General features: G+C 68.2%; 15 protein-coding genes. 3 read left to right on the top strand and 12 right to left on the bottom strand.

Going from position 1 to position 18624, the window contains the following annotated elements:
* Position 1: 1 nt before the first annotated feature.
* Entirely contained in the window at positions 2 to 325 is a 324-nt protein-coding gene (locus tag AC5P8Y_RS14470) for an I78 family peptidase inhibitor (RefSeq protein ID WP_049402871.1), read from the bottom strand.
* A 184-nt stretch (positions 326 to 509) separates the two neighbouring features.
* Between AC5P8Y_RS14470 and AC5P8Y_RS14465 the strand changes: the two genes are divergently transcribed.
* The gene (locus AC5P8Y_RS14465; protein WP_065428036.1) at positions 510 to 1061 is read left to right on the top strand and encodes a hypothetical protein; all 552 of its coding nucleotides are present in this window, start codon (positions 510 to 512) and stop codon (positions 1059 to 1061) included.
* A gap of 27 nt (positions 1062 to 1088) precedes the next feature.
* On the opposite strand, the gene AC5P8Y_RS14460 is transcribed toward AC5P8Y_RS14465, so the two are convergent.
* Both AC5P8Y_RS14460 and AC5P8Y_RS14455 read right to left on the bottom strand, forming a co-directional pair.
* Positions 1089 to 2126, bottom strand: coding sequence for a ribonuclease H-like domain-containing protein (locus AC5P8Y_RS14460; protein ID WP_049402870.1), 1038 nt, complete (start codon positions 2124 to 2126; stop codon positions 1089 to 1091).
* Complete coding sequence (locus tag AC5P8Y_RS14455) at positions 2123 to 4612, bottom strand: DEAD/DEAH box helicase (protein ID WP_049402869.1); 2490 nt, start codon at positions 4610 to 4612, stop codon at positions 2123 to 2125. The genes AC5P8Y_RS14460 and AC5P8Y_RS14455 overlap by 4 nt, the downstream gene beginning before the upstream one ends.
* A 211-nt stretch (positions 4613 to 4823) precedes the next feature.
* On the opposite strand from AC5P8Y_RS14455, the gene AC5P8Y_RS14450 reads away from it, so the two are divergent.
* Entirely contained in the window at positions 4824 to 5342 is a 519-nt protein-coding gene (locus tag AC5P8Y_RS14450) for a hypothetical protein (protein WP_049402868.1), read from the top strand.
* Positions 5343 to 5382: 40 nt separating this feature from the next.
* Positions 5383 to 6057 carry a hypothetical protein gene (locus AC5P8Y_RS14445; protein WP_033834590.1) on the top strand — a complete coding sequence of 225 codons (675 nt, stop codon included), beginning with the start codon at positions 5383 to 5385 and terminating at the stop codon, positions 6055 to 6057.
* A 59-nt stretch (positions 6058 to 6116) separates the two neighbouring features.
* On the opposite strand, the gene AC5P8Y_RS14440 is transcribed toward AC5P8Y_RS14445, so the two are convergent.
* The 9 genes from AC5P8Y_RS14440 to AC5P8Y_RS14400 are packed head-to-tail and all read right to left on the bottom strand — an operon-like array spanning position 6117 to position 18465.
* Positions 6117 to 7925, bottom strand: coding sequence for a hypothetical protein (locus AC5P8Y_RS14440; RefSeq protein ID WP_049432538.1), 1809 nt, complete (start codon positions 7923 to 7925; stop codon positions 6117 to 6119).
* The gene (locus AC5P8Y_RS14435; RefSeq protein WP_495202032.1) at positions 7922 to 10087 is read right to left on the bottom strand and encodes a hypothetical protein; all 2166 of its coding nucleotides are present in this window, start codon (positions 10085 to 10087) and stop codon (positions 7922 to 7924) included. The genes AC5P8Y_RS14440 and AC5P8Y_RS14435 overlap by 4 nt, the downstream gene beginning before the upstream one ends.
* A complete protein-coding gene (locus AC5P8Y_RS14430; RefSeq protein WP_111109045.1) occupies positions 10084 to 11205 on the bottom strand; it encodes a BatA domain-containing protein in 1122 nt (373 codons plus the stop codon). Before AC5P8Y_RS14430 ends, AC5P8Y_RS14435 begins: the two co-directional genes overlap by 4 nt.
* Positions 11202 to 12098: a DUF58 domain-containing protein gene (locus tag AC5P8Y_RS14425; protein ID WP_033834594.1), complete on the bottom strand. Its 897-nt coding sequence runs from the start codon at positions 12096 to 12098 to the stop codon at positions 11202 to 11204. The genes AC5P8Y_RS14430 and AC5P8Y_RS14425 overlap by 4 nt, the downstream gene beginning before the upstream one ends.
* 7 nt (positions 12099 to 12105) lie before the next feature.
* Entirely contained in the window at positions 12106 to 13089 is a 984-nt protein-coding gene (locus tag AC5P8Y_RS14420) for an AAA family ATPase (RefSeq protein WP_033834595.1), read from the bottom strand.
* Positions 13090 to 13105: 16 nt separating this feature from the next.
* A complete protein-coding gene (locus tag AC5P8Y_RS14415; RefSeq protein ID WP_033834596.1) occupies positions 13106 to 13813 on the bottom strand; it encodes a DUF4159 domain-containing protein in 708 nt (235 codons plus the stop codon).
* A complete protein-coding gene (locus AC5P8Y_RS14410; RefSeq protein WP_005407529.1) occupies positions 13813 to 15147 on the bottom strand; it encodes a TldD/PmbA family protein in 1335 nt (444 codons plus the stop codon). The genes AC5P8Y_RS14415 and AC5P8Y_RS14410 overlap by 1 nt, the downstream gene beginning before the upstream one ends.
* A gap of 21 nt (positions 15148 to 15168) precedes the next feature.
* On the bottom strand, positions 15169 to 16803 hold the full coding sequence (locus tag AC5P8Y_RS14405) for a TldD/PmbA family protein (RefSeq protein ID WP_033834597.1): 1635 nt from the start codon (positions 16801 to 16803) through the stop codon (positions 15169 to 15171).
* Between the two features lie 30 nt (positions 16804 to 16833).
* Positions 16834 to 18465, bottom strand: a complete 1632-nt coding sequence (locus tag AC5P8Y_RS14400; protein WP_033834598.1) for a TldD/PmbA family protein — start codon at positions 18463 to 18465, stop codon at positions 16834 to 16836.
* Positions 18466 to 18624: the final 159 nt, after the last annotated feature.

Below are 18624 nucleotides of genomic sequence, written 5' to 3'. Positions count from 1 at the left end.
ATCAACCGCAGCTGGCGCGCTCGATGCGGTTCTGCGCATTCACCTGCACGGTCACGCGGTCCTGGCGGAAGTCCATGGTCACCGCCATGCCGGGTTTGACTACCCGTGCACCGCGCGCGCCGCTGTCAGCCACCAGCTTCTTGATCGTGGCTTCGTCGGCGGTTTTGCCGGTGAACGCTTCCAGCGCCTCGGGGCGGCATTCGTGCGGGCCATCGGAGACTTTGGCCGGCAGGCTGCCGGTATCGGCGGTGCCGTTGGCACCGGCATGGCTGCAGGCCGCGAGCGGCAGGATGCTGGCCAGCAGCAACAGGGTGGTAGGGCGCATGGGCACGGCTCCGGTGAAGGGACAGGGGGCAGTGTCGCCGCTGCGCGTGTCAGTGGTGTCAACGCGGCCTGAATCCGTGCCTGGCAAGCGCCACAGTGTGTGAAGTCGTCGAAGAGCAGCGGATTGATGCCTGTGCGGGCAGCGGTTAGTGTCTTGCACCCAGTCAACTCAAGGCGCATGTCCGATGGTTGAGCGCGTTCAACGCCTGATCAATGCGGTTTCGTCCATTCCTGGCGTGCGCACCGCTTCGGTGACCAAGCAGGATTTGTCGGAGCTGGCTGTAGACGAATTGTCGCTATTGCCCTACGCGGATCTACCGCTGGCCGTATTGCGGCGTAGCGAAGGTACTCTGTCGCATGAGGTGCTGATTGGGATCGAGTTTGAACTGGACGGCGGCCCGGCAGGCTTGCTGGCGCTGGAGTTTCTGTCGTGGTGGGTGCGTGACGCTGCGCGCAGTGGAGCACTGATGCAGTTGCGCAGCCTGGCGTTGCCCCCCCTGGAGCAGCAGTTTGGCCAGACCCTGAAGTTCACCGTCGACTGGTTCCATGCTGACCCACAGCAGGACCTGGAACGGCTGCTGGTCGCCGTAGACGAACGGGCCGCAAACCTGGAAGCGACCTTGGATCACTTCGCCATTGCCGAGCGCATCAAGGCCGCCGCTGTCGATTCGTCCAGCAGCGACGTGCCCGCGCCCAGTGGGTTTGCTGGACGACTGCGGAAGTTCTTGACTGAGTGAATCGCGGGGAAAAAGCGGGCGCTGCGGTCAACGCGAGTCGTCCTGCCTGGCGACCAGCGCCAGCGTCTCGCGCTCGCGCTGCTCCTCGTGCACCAGCCGTTGCAGCAGCAGGGCCAGGGTTACCACGTCCTGGTGGTTGTGGTCGGCCACCCGGCGCAGGTTCACCGCGTCGCCGCCGCGCAGGAAGCGCAGCCATGCGCCGGGCGCTTCCGAGCCGGGCAGGTCGTCCTCGCGCACCACGCGCAGCAGCTGGCGCTCGATGGTGGACAGCCTGCAGTTCTCCCAGGTGCCGCGATAGCGGCGACGGGTGGGGTAGAGCAGGTCCACATGGTCCAGCGCGGTGATCGGATCGCGTTGGCGCGCTAGCCGGTAGCGCGCCTTCAGCAGCGGCGCATCGTAGCTGCGGCCGTTGTAGCTGCAGAACACGGTGGAGGGCTGCAGCCAGCTGGCGAAGGTGGCCAGCATCGCGTCCTCGGCGGCCATGGTGGACATCAACAATTGGCGGATGCGCAGGCCTGCGCCACGCTGCGGGCACACGTACCAGTCGGCCGCGCCGATCATGAAGGCACGCGTGCCGGTGCCACCGGCCAGGCCGGTGGTCTCGGTATCAAAGAACAGCAGGTCGCGCGCAGCTACGTGCTGGTCCTCGCGCTTGGCGAAGGCCAATGACAGCGGCGCAGTCGGGATTGGTTGCGGCTGCAGCGATTCGATCAGGAACAGGCCCGGCGCGATCTCCTCGCCGGGCAGCTGACGATCCTGTGCACTGGCGCGCGCCGGCGCGGCTCCACCGCGCGAACGCAGGCCGAGCAGGCGATGCAGACCGCCCACTTCCGGCCGACGCAGCGGTGCGGGTGCCGGTGTGGAAACCGCAGCGCCGGTCGGCTTGTGGCGGATCTCCTGTTCGACCCAGGCGAACACCGAACGTTCGGCCGGTGGTTGCCGCGCATCGTTCGCGGCCACGGGTGCCGGTGGTGCAGGGGGCACGTCCGGCGCGGCCGGTGTGCTCGCCTTCGGGTCGCCGGCCTGCCGGCGCAGCAGGCGCAGCTTGTCCAGGCTCAGGCTCACGGTGCCAGCAGCTCCATCGGGTCGCGCGTGGTCACCACCACGTCGGGCACGTGCTGGCAGGCGTCGGCATCGAACAGGTCGAGCACACGCAGCGCCAGCGCGCGCGGCGAAGTCTCATCGTCTTCCTGCGCGGCCAGCACCGGGCCCACGCAGGCCGGGCAGCCGGCCCTGCAGTCGCAGCGCTGCACCAGTTCGCGCGCGCGCTGCACCAGTTCGGCCTGGCGCTGCCACAGCGGTTCGCTGAGGCCGACGCCGCCGGGGAAGTTGTCGTACAGGTACACGGTCGGCACGAACTCCTGCAGCAGCTCCACCCCACCGGGATCACCCTCGCTGCCGCGCAGCTGGCCGCGGCCGCTCTGGTCGGCGATCGCGAACCAGGAACCATCGCCGTTGCCCACCGACTTCTGCAGGTCGCGCGCATCGGCCATCACCGCCACGGTGGCGACGATGTGCAGTGCATACGCGGCGCCGAGAAAGCCATCCAGCGCATCCTGCTTGCTGGCGAACGCGCGCAGCAGCAGCGCCTGCGGCAGCTGCCACCACACCGCAGTGGTGTGCAGTTCCTGGTCGGGCAGGTTCACCGGCCCGTAGCCGATGTTCTCGTGGGTGTAATAGCGGATCTTCTTGTAGCCGGCCACGCGGCGCACCACGTGCACTTCGCCATGATGCGAATCGCCCCGGCCGGCCACGCCGCCATCGAAACGGTCCAGCACCTTGAGCTTGGTGAAGTCGATGCTGTCGGTGTAGTAGTCCACGTGGGTGCGGGTGACGTAGGCCTTGCGCCCCTCCCAGTCCAGCGTCTCCACCTGGTACGGGGTGGACTGCACCATGTGGATGGCGCCCTCGTACAGGGTGAGCGCGGCGGCGGAGTAATCGACCTCGGCGATGATCTGCTGGCGGCCATCGCTGCGGTCGACCACCACGAAGTTGCCGTCGGCCACCGCACGCAGGCTGACCGCGTTGGCCGGATAGCTGTCGGCGATCCATTCCCAGCGCTCGCCTTCGCGGTGGATCACTTCTGTCTCTGCCAGCGCTTCCAGGAATACCTCCGGATCGATCGGGCCGAAGCCATCGCCGACCCGGAACGGCAGCTCGAAGGCCGCGCAGCGGATATGGTCGAACAGGATCAGCGGCTGGTCCGGCGCGATGCGCGCGTGCTCGGGCGAGGCCTCGGCGAAGAAGTCCGGGTGGCGCACCACATACTGGTCCAGCGGCTGCGAGCTGGCCACCATCACTCCCAGTGCGGGTTGCTGGCGGCGGCCGGCGCGGCCGAAGCGCTGCCAGGTGGCCGCCACGCTGCCGGGGTAGCCGTTGAGGATGACCACGTCCAGACTGCCGATATCCACGCCCAGTTCCAGCGCCGACGTGCTGACGATGCCGTCGATGTTGCCGGCACGCATCGCGCGCTCGGTCTCGCGCCGCTCGGTGGGCAGGTAGCCACCGCGGTAGGCGCGGATGCGCGGCGGTTTGCGCGGGTCGTGGTCGAAGATGTCCTTCAGGTACTTGGTCAGCACTTCCACCATCAAACGTGTCTGCGCGAACACCAGGGTCTTCAGCCCGGACTTGATCGCGATGCGCGCGATGCGGTTGCTCTGTGAGCGCGCCGAGGCGCGCAGGCCCAGGTCCGGATTGATCACCGGCGGGTTCCACAGCAGCACCTGTTTCGGCCCGCTGGGCGCACCGGATTCAGTGATGGCAGTCACCGGGGCCTCGATCAGCGCCTCGGCATGCGCCTGTGGGTTGCCGATGGTGGCCGAGCACAGGATGAACTGCGGTTTCACGCCGTAGAACGCGCAGATGCGCTTGAGCCGGCGCAGCACGTTGGTGACGTGGCTGCCGAACACGCCGCGATAGGTATGCACTTCGTCGATGACGATGTAGCGCAGGTTCTCGAAGAACTGCGCCCACTTGGTGTGATGCGGCAGGATGGCCTGGTGCAGCATGTCCGGGTTGGACACCACGATGTCGCCATGCAGGCGGATGGCCTGTCGTGCATCGCCGGGCGTGTCGCCATCGAAGGTGAAGGCCTTTACGCCCAGATCGCCGGCGCGGTTGAGTTCCAGCAGCTCGGCCACCTGGTCCTGGGCCAGTGCCTTGGTCGGGAACAGGTACAGCGCCTTGGCCTTGTCCTGCATTGCCGCGCTGACCACCGGCAGGGTGTAGCACAGCGACTTGCCGCTGGCGGTGGGGGTGACGATGGCCACGTGCTCGCCGCGCTGGCTGGCCTCCCAGGCTTCGGCCTGGTGGCTGTAGAGCTGTTCGATGCCACGCGCCTTCAGGGCGGCGGCCAGGGCAGGCGGAACTGAATCGGGAATGGGCGCATAGCGGCCTTCGCGGCCGGGAATGGCAAAGCTGCCGGTGATGCGGTCCTGGTAGCGGCGCTGCAGGCGCGCGCTGAGCAGGGCGCCGTCGCGGGCGGGCAGGCCGTCGCGCGTGGCGAGCTTCTGCTCGGCATCGGCGGTGCGCTTGGCGAGTTCGTAGGCCATGGAAGATGGAGCCGGGACGGATTGCGAGGGGTCACATGGCACCACACTCACGTCTCAGGATGTGAGACACCGCACACGGAGGGCGTGAACCGTTCAGTGCCCGCGTCCCGTGGAGTCGCCGCATCTCCCCTGGCTGAACAGCTGCCAGTGCAGCAACGAAATCTGAAGCCGGCATCCGTATCCTTGGGCGCTGGACGCAACCAACAGGTGGATGGCTGTGGCACGACGTGGAACGCAGGGAGCCCTCTTGGCCGGCATGCTGCTGGCCGGCATCGCGCAGGCGCAGCAGGCCACGCCGGTGGCGGTGCCCGATCCTGCGCCCGTTCCCCCGGTGGATGCTTCGGCGGCAACCACCGCACCGATCTCCACCGCTCTGCCGCAGGACAACGTCACCACCCTCGGCGAAGTGCGTGCGCTCAAGCCGGAAGAGGAGCCGCTGGATCTTTACCGCTTCAAGAACCCGGTGAAGTTCGGCGACAACCGCTTCAGCCGTGACTGGAGCGAACCGCCATCGCCGGAGCAGGTGAGCATGGGCGGCGGCTACATCATGATGGGCGTGGTCAAGGGTGTGATGGCGGCGGCCAAGGGGATCAACAAACTCACCGGCGGGCCTTCGCAGATCCAGGCCGCGGTGGCGCGGCCACCGCCGGAGCTGAGTGCCGAACAGCAGCAGCGTGCGCTGCGGTTCTCCCAGGAGCAAGGTGCGGGTGATGCGTCGCCGGTGAAGTAGGCCGGTATATCCTGCCGGCTTCCCCACCAATAGTGCTGCCATGTTCCTGCGTTCGATCTGCCTGATGGCCGCGTTGCTGCCGGCCTCCGCCTTCGCTTCCGGCATCGCCGATGACGGCGCCTGCCGCAATGGCGCGTTCCCGTCCGAACAGAGCCGGTTTGCACTGGCGCGGGTGGTCGATGCACCGCGCCTGTACCTGCTTGGCGACATGGACGGCTGCCCGGCCAAGGGCGAGCCGGCCTGCCGACAGCGCAGCTATGTGGTCAACGGCGATACGGTGGTGACCGGGCGCGACCTGGGCGCTTATCGCTGCGCGTTCTTCCCGAACAGGGTGGGTGGCAGTGCCGGCTGGGTGGACCGCAGCAAGCTGCAGCCATTGCCGGTGGCCGTGCCGTCGCTGCAGGACTGGGCGGGCAACTGGAAGGACGGCGACAACGGCCTGCGCATCACCGTGCAGGGTGGGCAACTGCATGTGGAGGGGGACGCCTACTGGCCCTCCGCCAACCCCACGCCGGAGCAGCGTCCCTACGGACCGAACATGGGCCAGGTGGAAGCGCGCGCCGCGCCGCGCGGTGCCGACGTCGAGTTCGTCGAGGATACCTGCAAGGTACGCGTGCATTCGCTGGGCGAGGTGCTGATCGTGGCCGACAACAGCGAATGCGGTGGCATGAACGTGCGCTTCAACGGCGTGTACCGGCGCGCGGGCTCGCGTTGAAGAACGCCTGACGGAGGGGGTCAGAGCCCTTTCGCGGGCGAAAGGGATCCGACCCCGGGTCAGCGCCGCCGTTCCAGCCACCACAGCAGCGATGCGCACAACACGAACGCCAGCCACCACGGCCAGCGTGAGCCCGGCACGGGCTGCATCACCGACGCGTTCGCCGACGTGCTGGAGGCCAACGCCTGCGTGGTCGCATCGATCATCGCCTGTCGATGCAGTGCGGGTGCGTGCTTCGGGTCGAACACATAGCGCCAGACAACGCTGTCGCCATGCTGCAGGCGCTGCCAGCCTGCCTCACGGGGCCACCAGCCGGCGCAGCGCAGCGCCGACGTTGCATCATCGGCGATCAGCGGCACGCTGTCGCCACGCGGGTTGAAGGCCTGCAGCGGCGCCTGCACGCCGCACAGCGCCTGCCGTTCGCCTGCCCAGCTGATGGGCTGTGGTGACCACAGCGCATCACCGCTGCCCTGCGCGCGTGCCAGCGTGGCAACCACGTCGCTCCACAGTTCGCCGTGGCGGTCATCACGGCCTGCCAGCACCCAGCGCCAGCTGTCGGTCAGCGGCAGCAGGCCGATGCGGCCCTTGCCGACCGCGCGCCAGCCGCCGACGGCCTGGCCGCCCCGATCGTGCAGCAGCGCGTTGCTGCCCGGCGCCTGCAACGCCAGTGCTTCCAGCGAAGGCAGCGCGGCACTGTGCGAGCTGCGGTCGGCCTCTTCGCCGTAGCCGGTCGGCAATGTGCCAGCGGCGAGCGGGCCACGGCGTGCGGCGAGGATCGCGCTTTCGCCATCGCCGGGAAGTTCGAGGGGGTGGCTGCTGCCATCACCCTGCACTGGCAGGCCCAGATCGCGAAGGCGTTGCCGCGCGCTGGCCGAAGGTGCGCCCGCACTGCGCACCAGCACGCCCAGTCCATCGCGCAGCGCCTGGCGCACGGCGGCCAGCTGGCCCGCACTCAATGCCGCCAGGCTGCGCTCGTCCAGCAGCAACAGATCGCTGCGCGTGAGCGATGCTGCATTGATCGACACCGCGCCATCGCCGATGCTGAGTCCGGCCCCGGTATCCGCCTGCACCTGCACACGGATGCCTGCATCGGCTGCCCAGCGCCGCAGGTACTTCAGCTCTGGACCCGGCGCGCCGGCGCGCACCAGCAGGCGCAGCGGTGCGGACGGCAGGGTCTGCTGCGGCACCGGTACGCTGTCCACCACATGGCCGTCGGCATCGAGCAGGCGCAGCTGGAACACGCTGCGGCCTTCGGCGCGGGCGATACCACTCAGCTGCACGCGGCCGTCGTCGGCAACCTCCGTGCGATCGACCACGCTGTCGGCCGGGTCGAGCAGTTCGGCCTTCGCCTTGGCCGCGCCACGCGCCTGTGCCTGCACGTCGAAGCGGGCACCGGGTGCGACATCGGCCGGCGGCTGCAGCGCGATCCAGCCGCGCGGCTCCGGTGCAGCCTGCCAACGCACATCCGGCGGCAGCACCGCGTCGCGGTCACGTGCGACCAGGCCCGCACCGACCAGCGTCAGCGTGGCGGCCGGATGCTGGCGCAGCGCGGTGGCCAGGTCGGGTACGCGCTGTGCGCCGGGCACATCGGCAGCTTCCGGCAACAGCAACAGCGGGCCTTCGCTGGCCGGGAGTGCGCCGGCCTTGCCGGCATCGACGCCAAGCACGACCAGCCCGCCTGCGGGTTGCTGGCGGTTGGGGGGCGCCAGGCAGAAATACAGCAGCGTGGCGACGACGATCTGCAGTGCGATCACGACCCACCGGCGGCCGGGGTGCGCTGTGTCCGCACGCAGCTGGCGCACGCTGGCGATGACCACGATCAGGGCGAGTGCCGGTGCAATCCACAGGTTCACAGCGGAGGCGTTCATGGCTGCGCCTCCAGCGCGTCGAGGTAGCGCTGGCCCATCGCATCGGCGGCACTGCGCCGCATCGCCTGTGGCAGCGGACGCTGCAGCGCCCGCCACAACTGTGCGCGCAGGCGCTGGCGACAGTCGCCGCAGTCGGGCTCGATGCGCAGCTGCTCGATGGCCGCAGCCAGATCGAGTGCATCGGGCAGGTAGGCGGCGTTGCGCTGCTGCCAGGCCGCCAGCGCATCGAGATCCGGTGCGCCGTTGTCTTCACCGAGGCGTTGCCAGGCTTCAACGATGGCCGGGTCCGGCGGGGTTCGCGCGGCCAACGGCAGTTCACGACTGGCCAGTCCGGCGCGATCACCGCCCAGCCGGCGGCTTTCATCGATGGGTGGCAGCTCCGGCCCGACCCGGGCCAGGTAGATGCGCTCGGCCTGCTGCACCTGCTTGATGAAGCCCAGCGCCTTGTAGGCAAATGGCAGCGCCTGCTCCGGGCGGCCCTGGCGCAGCTCGCCTTCGGCCGACCACATCTGGTCCAGCGCGGCCTTCAACGTGGCGCGGGTCTGCGGGTCGAGCAGGGTGGTCGCCTCGGCGTGGTCATGGGTGTGCCCGTATTCGGAAAGCACGTCGGTCTCGCTGCCGAACACCGGCGGGATATCTGCGTTGGCTGTACTGCCATGATCGTGGCCATGGTCGTCTTGCGCGCCGGCCTGCGCGCCATGGTCGTGTCCGTGATCGTCGTTGTGGCCGTCTGCGGTCGGCGCATCGCTGGTGGGCAGGTCGCTGGTCGGCGGCGGCTTCGCCGCACCTTCGCTTTCCTCGCCCAGGAACTGGCCGTAGCGCAGGCGCAGGATGCGCTGGTCGACACCGATCGCATCGCTGCGCTTCACGAAGTCCTCGGCGGCCAGGCTGCGTCGCTGCCGGATCAGCGCTTCGGCATCGATGATGATCTGCCGCTGGCTGCGGAAGTACGCAGGCAGGGTCTTCTTGATGCGGCCCTCGAGCTCTGCACCGAGCGCGACTTCGGCGCTGGGCAGGCGCAGGATCACGCTGCTGCTGCGCCCGGTCTGCGGGGTGGGTGCATGATTGTCGCGTACCTCCAGCTGGGCGATCACATCGTTGCCAGGCTGCGCGCCCAGCGCAGCCAGATCAAGGGTGTGGGCGAAACGCCGCGCGGTGGCTTCGCCGCTGCCGGCAAGCGTGACGCTGCGCTTCACGAAGGTGATGTTCTCACCGCTGCCCTGGGTAGTGCTGATCGACAGCGTTGCCTGCGCCGCGACACCGTAATCGTCGCTGGCCTCGAAGCGCAGTGCCCACTGCCGTTGCCCCGGCGTGCCCAGCACCAGGCTGGCCGTGGGCTCCAGTACGCGCACGCTGGGTGCACGGTCGGCCACCACATCCAGCCGATGCAGGCGGGTCTCTGCCAGTGCCGGTTCGCTCACCACGCGGTACAGCAGCGGCATACGTGCCACATCCTGCGCCTGCCACTGTCCTTCGCGCTCGCTCAGTGCCAACCGGCGACCATCGTGGAACTGCAGCCATGCCTTGTCCGGGGCGCGGTCGAAGCGCAGGGACCAGGACAGCCGGCTGTCGGCGGCAACCTTCGCATCCAGCGCATTCTGGGTGAGCGTGGCCTGGCCGGTATAGGCCGGCGCGTCGATGCGCAGGCGGGTGGACTGCAGGCGCAGCGGGCCCGCAGCAGCAGCGCTGCCAGGCGTCGGCGTGCGGACAGGCACGGAGCCGGGGCTGGAAAGTGGCCAGCCGAATGCCAGCACAACAATGGCCAGGCCTGCGATCCAGTACAGCGCCAGTGCCCCACGCGGCCAGCGCGGACGCAGCTCCGGCATCGCGTGTTCCAGCATGGCCAGCACATGCACACGCTGGCGCTGCTGCAGCGGATTGAGTGTGGTTGTGTCGGCGAACAGCAGATCGGCACTGTCCTCGCTGGCACCGCTGCCATCGAGCTGGCGCTGCAGCCACTGCCGGTCCAGCTGGCGGGCACGCGCAGTGACGAAGACCGCGCAGGTGAGCAGGCTGACCGTGCCGACGACGCAGGCGATATCGAAGCCTGCAAGACGCAGGGCCAGCACCGCGGCGGCCAATGCCCATGGCAGGCCCAACAGCAGGGTGATGAGCGCACGGCGGCGGCGTGCGCGTTGCCAGGCGTGCTGCAGGGTGTTCATGCGGCCACCCTGCGCCGGGTGCTGCTGGCCATCCAGCGTTCCAGCGCGAACAGCAGCACGACGGCCAGCAACAGCCAAGGCGTGGGCTCACGCAGCGGTGGTGTTGCAGCAGGCAATGCGGCCCGCTGCGGTGCCTGGTCACGTGCATCGCCCAGGCGCGGGGCCGTAGGCGGCTGCAGCGCCAGCAGCAGGGCACGTGGCAGGCGCGGATCGTGCAGCGCAGGGTTGCTGGCGGCATTCCAGCCACCCGGCAGCGCCAGCAGATAGCCGTGGCCGATGCGTTGCTGCCACAGCAGCGGTGCGCCCTCGGCATCGCGCAGCAGGATGCTCGTGCTGGCAGCAGGCTTGCCGGCAGTCATGACACGACCGCCGCCGCGCAGCCACGCCTGCCAGTTCGCCGGCAGTGCATCGCTGCGGCTCCACACGCCGATCTCGCCGCGCTCCGGCAGGGCATCCGCCGGCAGCGGAGCAAGCGGTGCCTGCACGCCCCACGCGCGCTGCAGTGCGTTCAACCAGCGCTGGGCAGTGGCCGAAGCATCGCTGTGCACGCGCAGGCGCGGCGACGTCGCGGCACTCGGTTGCGCAGTGACCGGTATCGGCTGCGTGTGCCATTGCACGTCGCGCGACAGCTGCAGGCGGGCCCCATCCAGGCTGGGCAGGGGATCGGGAACGTGCACGGTCAATGCGGTGCCAACGGGCAGCTGCGCGTCCAGTTCGCGCAACAGGCTGGGCAGGGGGGCGGTTGATGCAGATGGCGCCTGATCGATGCCGGGGAAGCCGGGTGCCAGCCAGTGCCAGTTGCCATCCTCGGCCGTTCCACGCAGGGCCGTAGCATCCAGTCCCGGCGCTACCACGGTCCATGCAGCGGGAGGCGCCGTCGGGCCAGTCAACGCAGGTCGTGCCAGCAGCAGGGCCAGCGCGGCCAGCAACAGCAGGCGCACCAGCAGCAACGGCCAGTCATCGAAGCGGATGCGCTGGCGCGGCCGCATCTGCGCGCGCAGCCAGCGCAGCGCGGCGAAATCCAGTGGCGTGTAGGGATGGCGACGGGCCAGGTGGATCAGCAGCGGCAGCAACCCTGCAGCGAGCGCGGCCAGGCCGAGCGGGAACAGCAGGGTCATGCATCGCCCCCACGGCCAAACAACGCCTGCAGCGCCTGGTCCAGCGGCTGGTCGAGCCAGCCTGTGGCACTGGCAATCCCGTTGGCCTGCAGGCGCGCATGCAATGCGCTGCGTGCGTCGGCGAAGCGCTGCAGGTAGTCAGCGCGGATCGCCGCGCCATCGCCCAGCAGTTCCTCGCCGGTCTCCGGGTCGCGGAAGCGGTGGCCGGCGTCGAACGGGAAGTCGCGCTCGTCGGCGGTGAGGATCTGCAGCAGTGCCACTTCGCGGCGCGCGCTGGCCAGTTGTTCCAGCAGCACGATGCCGGCGTCGTCGAAGCCATCACCGATTGCCAGCAGCAGGTCGCCCGGGCGCACGCGCTCCCACAGCGGGCGCAGGCGATCGGCCGCAGGCCAGGCGCCGCGCGCCTGCAGGGCGTGCAGTTGCAGATGCACGCGATCACGCTGGCGCGCGCCGTTCGCCGCAGGCACCAGTTGCAGGCCAGCGCCATTGATCGCCAGCAGGCCGAAGCGATCACCCTGTTGCAGGGCCAGTTCAACCAGGCACGCGGCCACGCCACGCATGTGGTCCAGGCGCGTGCGCTGCGGTACCGCGCGATCAGCCTGGCCGGCCGAGGCGGTGGCATCGAGCAGCAGCCAGACCGTGATCGGGCTTTCGCGCTCGGACTCACGCACGAAGAAGCGGTCCGAGCGTGCATACAGCTTCCAGTCGATCTGGCGGAGTTCGTCACCAGGCTCATAGGCACGGTACTGGGCGAATTCGAGGCCGGCACCGCGGCTGCGGCTGGCGTGCTGGCCGATGCCACTGGCACCGCTGGCCAGGCGCGGTCGCAGCCGCAACATGCGCAAGCGCGCACGCAGTTCCGGCGGCAGGGTCAACGGCGTACCTGCGTTCACGCGTGGCTCAACCCGGGAAGGGCACGGCCTGCAGCAGCGCGGCGACCACGTCGTCGGCACGCTTCTGCTCGGCCTCGGCGGCGAACGACAGCAGCAGGCGATGGCGCATCACCGGCGCGGCCAGCGCCTGCACGTCCTCGCGGGTGGCGGCGAAACGGCCCTGCAGCAGCGCGCGTGCCTTCGCTGCCAGCACCAGCGACTGGCCGGCACGCGGGCCGGCGCCCCACTTCACCCATTGGTTGATCGCCGCCGGAGCACCGTCGCCGGGCCGGCTGGCGCGCACCAGGCGGGTGATCCAGGCGAGCACATCCGGGCTGACATGCACCTGGCGCACCGCGGCCTGCAGCGCGATCACCGCGTCGGCATCCATCACCTTCGGCACCGCGTCGGTGGCACCGCCGGTGGTCTGTTCCAGGATCTGCCGCTCCTCGTCTTCGCTGGGGTAATCCACCAGCACGTGCAGCAGGAAGCGGTCCAGCTGCGCTTCCGGCAGCGGGTAGGTTCCGGCCTGCTCGATCGGGTTCTGCGTGGCCAGCACGAAGAACGGCGCGGGCAGCGCGTAGGTGGTACCAGCGTAGCTGACCGTGCGTTCCTGCATCGCTTCCAGCAGTGCGGCCTGGGTCTTGGGTGGGGTGCGGTTGAGTTCGTCAGCCAGCAGCAGGTGGGTGAAGATCGGGCCCTGCTGGAAGCGGAAGTGGCGATGGCCGGTGCCGTGGTCTTCCTCCAGCAGCTCGGTGCCGAGGATGTCGCTGGGCATCAGGTCGGGGGTGAACTGCACGCGCCGGAACTGCAGCTCCAGTGCCTGGCCGAGCGAGCGCACCAGCAGGGTCTTGCCGAGCCCGGGTGCGCCTTCCAGCAGGCAGTGACCGCCGGCCAGCAGGCCGATCAGCAGCTGCTCGACCACGGCGTTCTGGCCCACCACGGCGCGTGCGAGCGCGGCGCGCAGCTCATCCAGGCGCGGCAGCAGGGAATCGAGGTCGGGGGAGGTCATGGGCGTGCAGGTCCTATCAGTTGTTCAACGCGTACATCACGATGTTGACGCCGAAGCGGGTGTTGTCTTCGGCCAGGAAGCGCTTGTTGCGCCAGTCGTAGTCCCACTCGCAGCCGTAGTCCTTGTTGCTGTACAGCAGGCCCAGGCGGCCGTCGACCTCGATGCCCTTCAGGTAGTCGTGCACCAGGTCGTCGCCCCAGCCGTTGAGTTCGAAGCTGGTGGCAGGCGGGCCATCCGGGAAGCGGAAGAAACTGCGGTACAGCGGGTGGCTGTTGGGCAGCTTCTGCAATGCCCTGGGCCCGAACAGGCGACCCATCTGCGCCTCGAACGAGGTAGCGAACAGGCCGTCGATATCGTGGTTGCAGTCGTCGACGAAGACGAAGCCGCCATTGCGCACGTAGCGCACGAAGTTCTGCCGCTCGGCGGCGTTGAACTCCACCAGCGTGTGCCCGGCCAGGTAGCAGAACGGCGCTTCCAGCATGCGTGGGTCGGCCAGCGCCACCACGTGTTCCTGCGGGTCCACGCGCAGCGAGGTGTAGTCGATCAGCGAGGTGATCAGGTTGGACGGCATGCGCGCGTCCACGTCCCAGTCACCGGAGTCGTACTGAAGGCGGGTGAACCAGAAGTCGTAGCGCGAACTGCGCGGGCCTGCCTGTGCCCAGGTTGGCAGCGCCGCCGCCGAAGCGGCAGCGGCCAACCAGCGCAGGCAGGCCCGGCGATCCATCAGACCGCGTCGGACAGCGAAGTGAAGGTGAAATCGCGCAGCTTCATCGGCGGGATCATCATCACGTAGCTGGATTCATCACCGGCCACGCGCACCGGCTTGCCCAGCTCTTCGATGTTGTTGAGCATGATCACCGGCGATTCGTTGAAGCGGAAGTTCTTCACCGGATGCTTGATCTGGCCGTTCTCGATGTAGAAGGTGCCGTCGCGGGTCAGGCCGGTCAGCAGCACGGTCTGCGGATCGACCATGCGGATGTACCAGGTGCGGGTGACCAGGATGCCCTTCTGGGTGCCGCGAACCAGTTCGGCGGTGCTCTTGTCGCCACCGCTCATCAGCAGGTTGCCCGGCGACGCCTTGGCGGTCTTGCCCTGCTTCTGCGCCCAGAAGCGCGAGTAGTCCAGGTTGGCGATCCTGCCGTTCTCGATGATGGCCATGCGCTCGCGGGGCAGGCCCTCGTTGTCCCACGGCAGCACCGGTGCGTCCGGGTGCCATGGGTCGGCGATCATGGTCACGCGCGGGTCGTAGACCTGCTCGCCCAGCTTGTTGCCGCCGCCCTTCTTGGACAGGAAGCTGCGGCCTTCATCGGCCGAGCGTGCGCTGAAGAAGTTCATCATGAAGCTGATCAGGCCGGCCGCCGCAGCCGGCTCCAGGATCACCGTGTACTTGCCCGGTTCCAGCGCTTTGGCTTCGGCCGATTCGGTGGCCTTGCGCATGGCGATGCGGATGTCCTGGTCCGCCTTGAAGTCAGCCGCATCCTTCAGGTTGCGGCCGACCCAGCCCGAACCACGGCCATCCTCGGTGCGCACGGTGCAGGTGTAATTGAAGTTGGTGGTGCGCTGGTAGGCGAAGTTGCCGTTGCTGTTGGCAGTGGCCTGGAAGCCCTGGCCGTCTTCGAGGAAGCCGGCGGCGATCAGGCCATGGCCACGGCAGGGCGCGATTGAATCTGCGGCAACCTTGGCACGGAACGCCGGATCGATCGCGGCAGTGGATTCGCTGAAGGTGGGGCTGGCGCGGTAGGTCTGCTTGCCGATGGCCGGCATGAACTCCGGGTTTTCCGGGGCCAGGCGGGCCAGGTCTTCGGCACGGCGCACCACGCGTTCCAGCGCGGCATCGTCGAACTCGTTGATCGAGGCCGTGCCGACGCGCTTGCCGAAGGCAACGGTGACCGCCAGTTCGGTGTTGTCGACGATGCCGCTGGTGGAGACATTGTTCAGTGCGAAACGGATGTTGCCGTCGATCGCGCCGGCCAGCACGGCGGTGCATTCGTCGGCCTTGGACAGGGCGATGACCTTGTCGAGGATGGCCTTGGCCTGGGCTTCGGTGAAGATACTCATGGTGTAAGGGCTCCTGACCGATCAGCCGAGGCTGCGTGCGGTGTTGATGACGTTGATGCCGTTGAAGCGCGCGGTGGACGAACCGTGCGAGACCGCCGAGACCTGGCCCGGCTGGCCCTTGCCGTCGAAGAACGAACCGCCCAGGCGGTAGTCACGCTCGTCGGCCACGGCGGTGCAGGCGTTCCAGAACTCCGGCGTGCGGATCTGGTAGGCCACGTCTTCCAGCATGCGGGTGATCTGGCCGTTCTTGATCTCGTAGAACAGCTGGCCGCCGAACTGCGCGTTGTAGCGCTGCTGGTCGATCGAGAACGAACCATCACCGATGATGTAGATGCCGTTCTCCACGTCCTTGATCAGGTCCGGCACGCTCAATGGCTTCTTGCCCGGTGCCATCGACACGTTGGCCATGCGCTGGAACTGCACGCTGGACCACGAGTCGGCATAGCAGCAGCCGTCGGACTCGGTCTTGCCGAGGATGTGGGCCTGGTCGCGGATGGTCTGGTAGTCCACCAGCTTGCCGTTGCTGATCAGGTCCCAGCGCTTGCACTTCACGCCTTCATCGTCGTACGCCACTGCGCCGAGGCTGCCCGGCTGGGTCTTGTCGGCGAAGATGTTGACCAGTTCGCTGCCGTACTGGAAATGCTGTTCGCGCTTGTCCAGGGTGGCGAAGCTGGTGCCGGCGTAGTTGGCCTCGTAGCCAAGCACGCGGTCCAGCTCCAGCGGATGGCCGATCGACTCGTGGATGGTCAGCCAGGTGTGCGACGGGTCGAGCACCAGGTCGTACTTGCCCGGCTTCACCGACGGTGCCTTCAGCTTTTCCTGCGCCTGCCTGGCAGCGGCGATGGCGTCTTCCTTCATGTCGTAGGAAGAACTGTAGTTGACCACGCCATTGGGGCCGACCACCTTGCCCGCGGCGGCGCCATCCAGGTACTCGTAGCCCAGGCCCATCGGCGAGGACAGGCCCGAACGGGTGCGGAACTTGCCGCTGGACTTGTCGATGGCGGTGACCGTCATCGGCGCCCAGATACGGTGCACGTCCTGGTCGATGTAGGAGCCGTCGGTGGAGGCGAAGTACTTCTGCTCGTTGACCAGGAACAGCATCGAGTTGACGAAGCTGGCACCGGCGCCCATTGCGGCGGCGTTGACGTCCAGCAGCAGGCCGACCTTGTCCTTGATCGGCACGTCCATCGCATTCTTGCGGATCGGCGTGCGCCAGCTCACCTCACCGACGCCCGGCGCCTTGGCCAGCTGCACCGGCGCGGTCTGCACGCCGGCATTGGCCTTGGCGATCGCCGCCGCCTGCTGCGCGGCCTTGGCCACATCGGCCGTACCCAGCGCATTGGTGGCGGCAAAGCCCCAGGCACCGTTGACGATCACGCGGATGCCCACGCCGGTGGACTCGGTGTTCACCACGTTCTGCACCTTGTCCTCGCGGGTGATCACGAACTGCCGCAGGTAGCGGCCGATGCGCACGTCGCAGTAGGTGGCGCCGGCCTGGCGGGCGGCGGCCAGCGCCGCATCGGCCAGGCGCTTCTTCAGCCCCAGGTCCAGCGAGCTCTGCAGCTGTTCGGCGGCGATCACCTTGCCGAAGAAGGAGGGCACGATCAGCCCGCCCGCGGTAAGCCCGGTCAGGGCCAGGAAGTCACGTCTTTGCAAGGCTGCTCTCCATGTCGAAGGATGGGTGGCTCAAGCGCCGAGACTGCGCGCGGTGTTGATGATGTTGATGCCGTTGAAGCGGGTGGTGGACGAACCGTGCGAGACCGCCGAGACCTGGCCGGGCTGGCCCTTGCCGTCGAAGAACGAACCGCCCAGGCGGAAGTCGCGTTCATCGCAGATGGCGGTGCAGGCATTCCAGAATTCCGGCGTTCGGATCTGGTAGGCCGCATCCTCGACCATGCCGGCGATCTTTCCGTCCTTGATCTGGTAGTACAGCTGGCCGCCGAACTGCGCGTTGTAGCGCTGCTGGTCGATCGAATACGAACCGCGGCCGTGGATCCAGATGCCGTTCTCCACGTCCTTGATCATGTCCTCGACGCTGAACGGCTGCTTGCCCGGCGCCAGGGAGACATTGGCCATGCGCTGGAACTGCACGCTGGACCAGGAATCGGCATAGCTGCAGCCATGCGATGCATCGCGGCCGAGGATATGGGCCTCGTCGCGGGTGGCCTGGTAGTCAACCAGGATGCCGTCGCGCACCAGGTCCCAACGCTGCGTCTTCACCCCTTCATCGTCGTAGCCGACGGCGCCGAGGCTGCCCGGCTGGGTCTTGTCGGCGAAGAAGGTGACGATGTCGCTGCCCCAGCGGAAACCCGCATCGCGCTTGTCCAGGGTGGCGAAGCTGGTGCCGGCGTAGTTGGCTTCGTAGCCGAGCACGCGGTCCAGCTCCAGCGGGTGGCCGACGTTCTCGTGGATGGTCAGGAACAGGTTGGACGGGTCCAGCACCAGGTCGTACTTGCCGGGCTTTACCGACGGCGCCTTCAGCTTCTCGCGGGCATGGCGGGCGGCCGCGATGGCGTCCTCGACCGGGTCGTAGGAATCGCGGTAGGCGGTGATGCCGCCGGGCAGCTGCACCTTGCCACTCGCATCGCCATCGAGGAACTCGTAGCCCATGCCCATCGGCGAGGACAGGCCAGCGCGGGTACGGAACCTGCCGCTGGCCTTGTCGATGGCGGTGGCGGTGAACGGCAGCCAGATGCGGTGGATGTCCTGGTCGATGAACGAGCCGTCGCTGGAGGCGAAGTACTTCTGTTCGTTGACCAGGAACAGGGTGGAATTGATGTAGTCGGCACCCGCATTCAGCGCGGCGGCGTTGAGCGCCAGAAGCAGTTCGACCTTGTCCTGGATCGGCACCGCCATTGCGTTCCTGCGGACGGGCGTCTGCCAGCGCACCTCACCGACCGAGGGTGTCGGCGCCAGCTGCACCGGCCGGGTCTGGATGCTGGCGTTGGCACGGGCGATCGCCGCAGCCTGCTCGACCGCAGCGCGTACGGCGGCCTCGGTCTGCTGATGGGTCGCGGCGAAGCCCCAGGCGCCGTTGACGATCACGCGCACGCCCACGCCGGACGACTCGCGGTTGGTCACATTGCCGACCTGGTGTTCGCGGGTGATGACCGACTGGTTGAGATAGCGGCCGATGCGGACATCGCAGTAGCTGGCCTTGGCGGTGCGTGCGGCGGCCAGCGCCACGTCCGCCAGGCGCCTGCGCTGGGCGGTATCGACCGGGGCAAGCAGCTGCTCGGCGGCGATGGCACGGGAATGCGGCAGCAGCAGGCCCGCCAGGCCCAGACCGGAAAAAGCCAGGAACTCACGTCGTTGCACAGCGTTTCTCTCTCTCGCTTGCGTGCGGTTGGCAATGGGCCGGACCGATCACGTCAACTCCTCGACTTTCGCCAGCGCGGGGCGTGGGGACAAGTGACTGCAGTCATGGTTGGGGGTGTTTCGGCAGGGCTGCGCCCTGCACCTGCTCAGAGCCGGAGC

The sequence above is a fragment of the Stenotrophomonas sp. YJH_SMC_12-1 genome (assembly GCF_059370935.1).
Note: the sequence above shows the minus strand (reverse complement) of the source record. Positions and strands in the feature narration are given on the sequence as shown.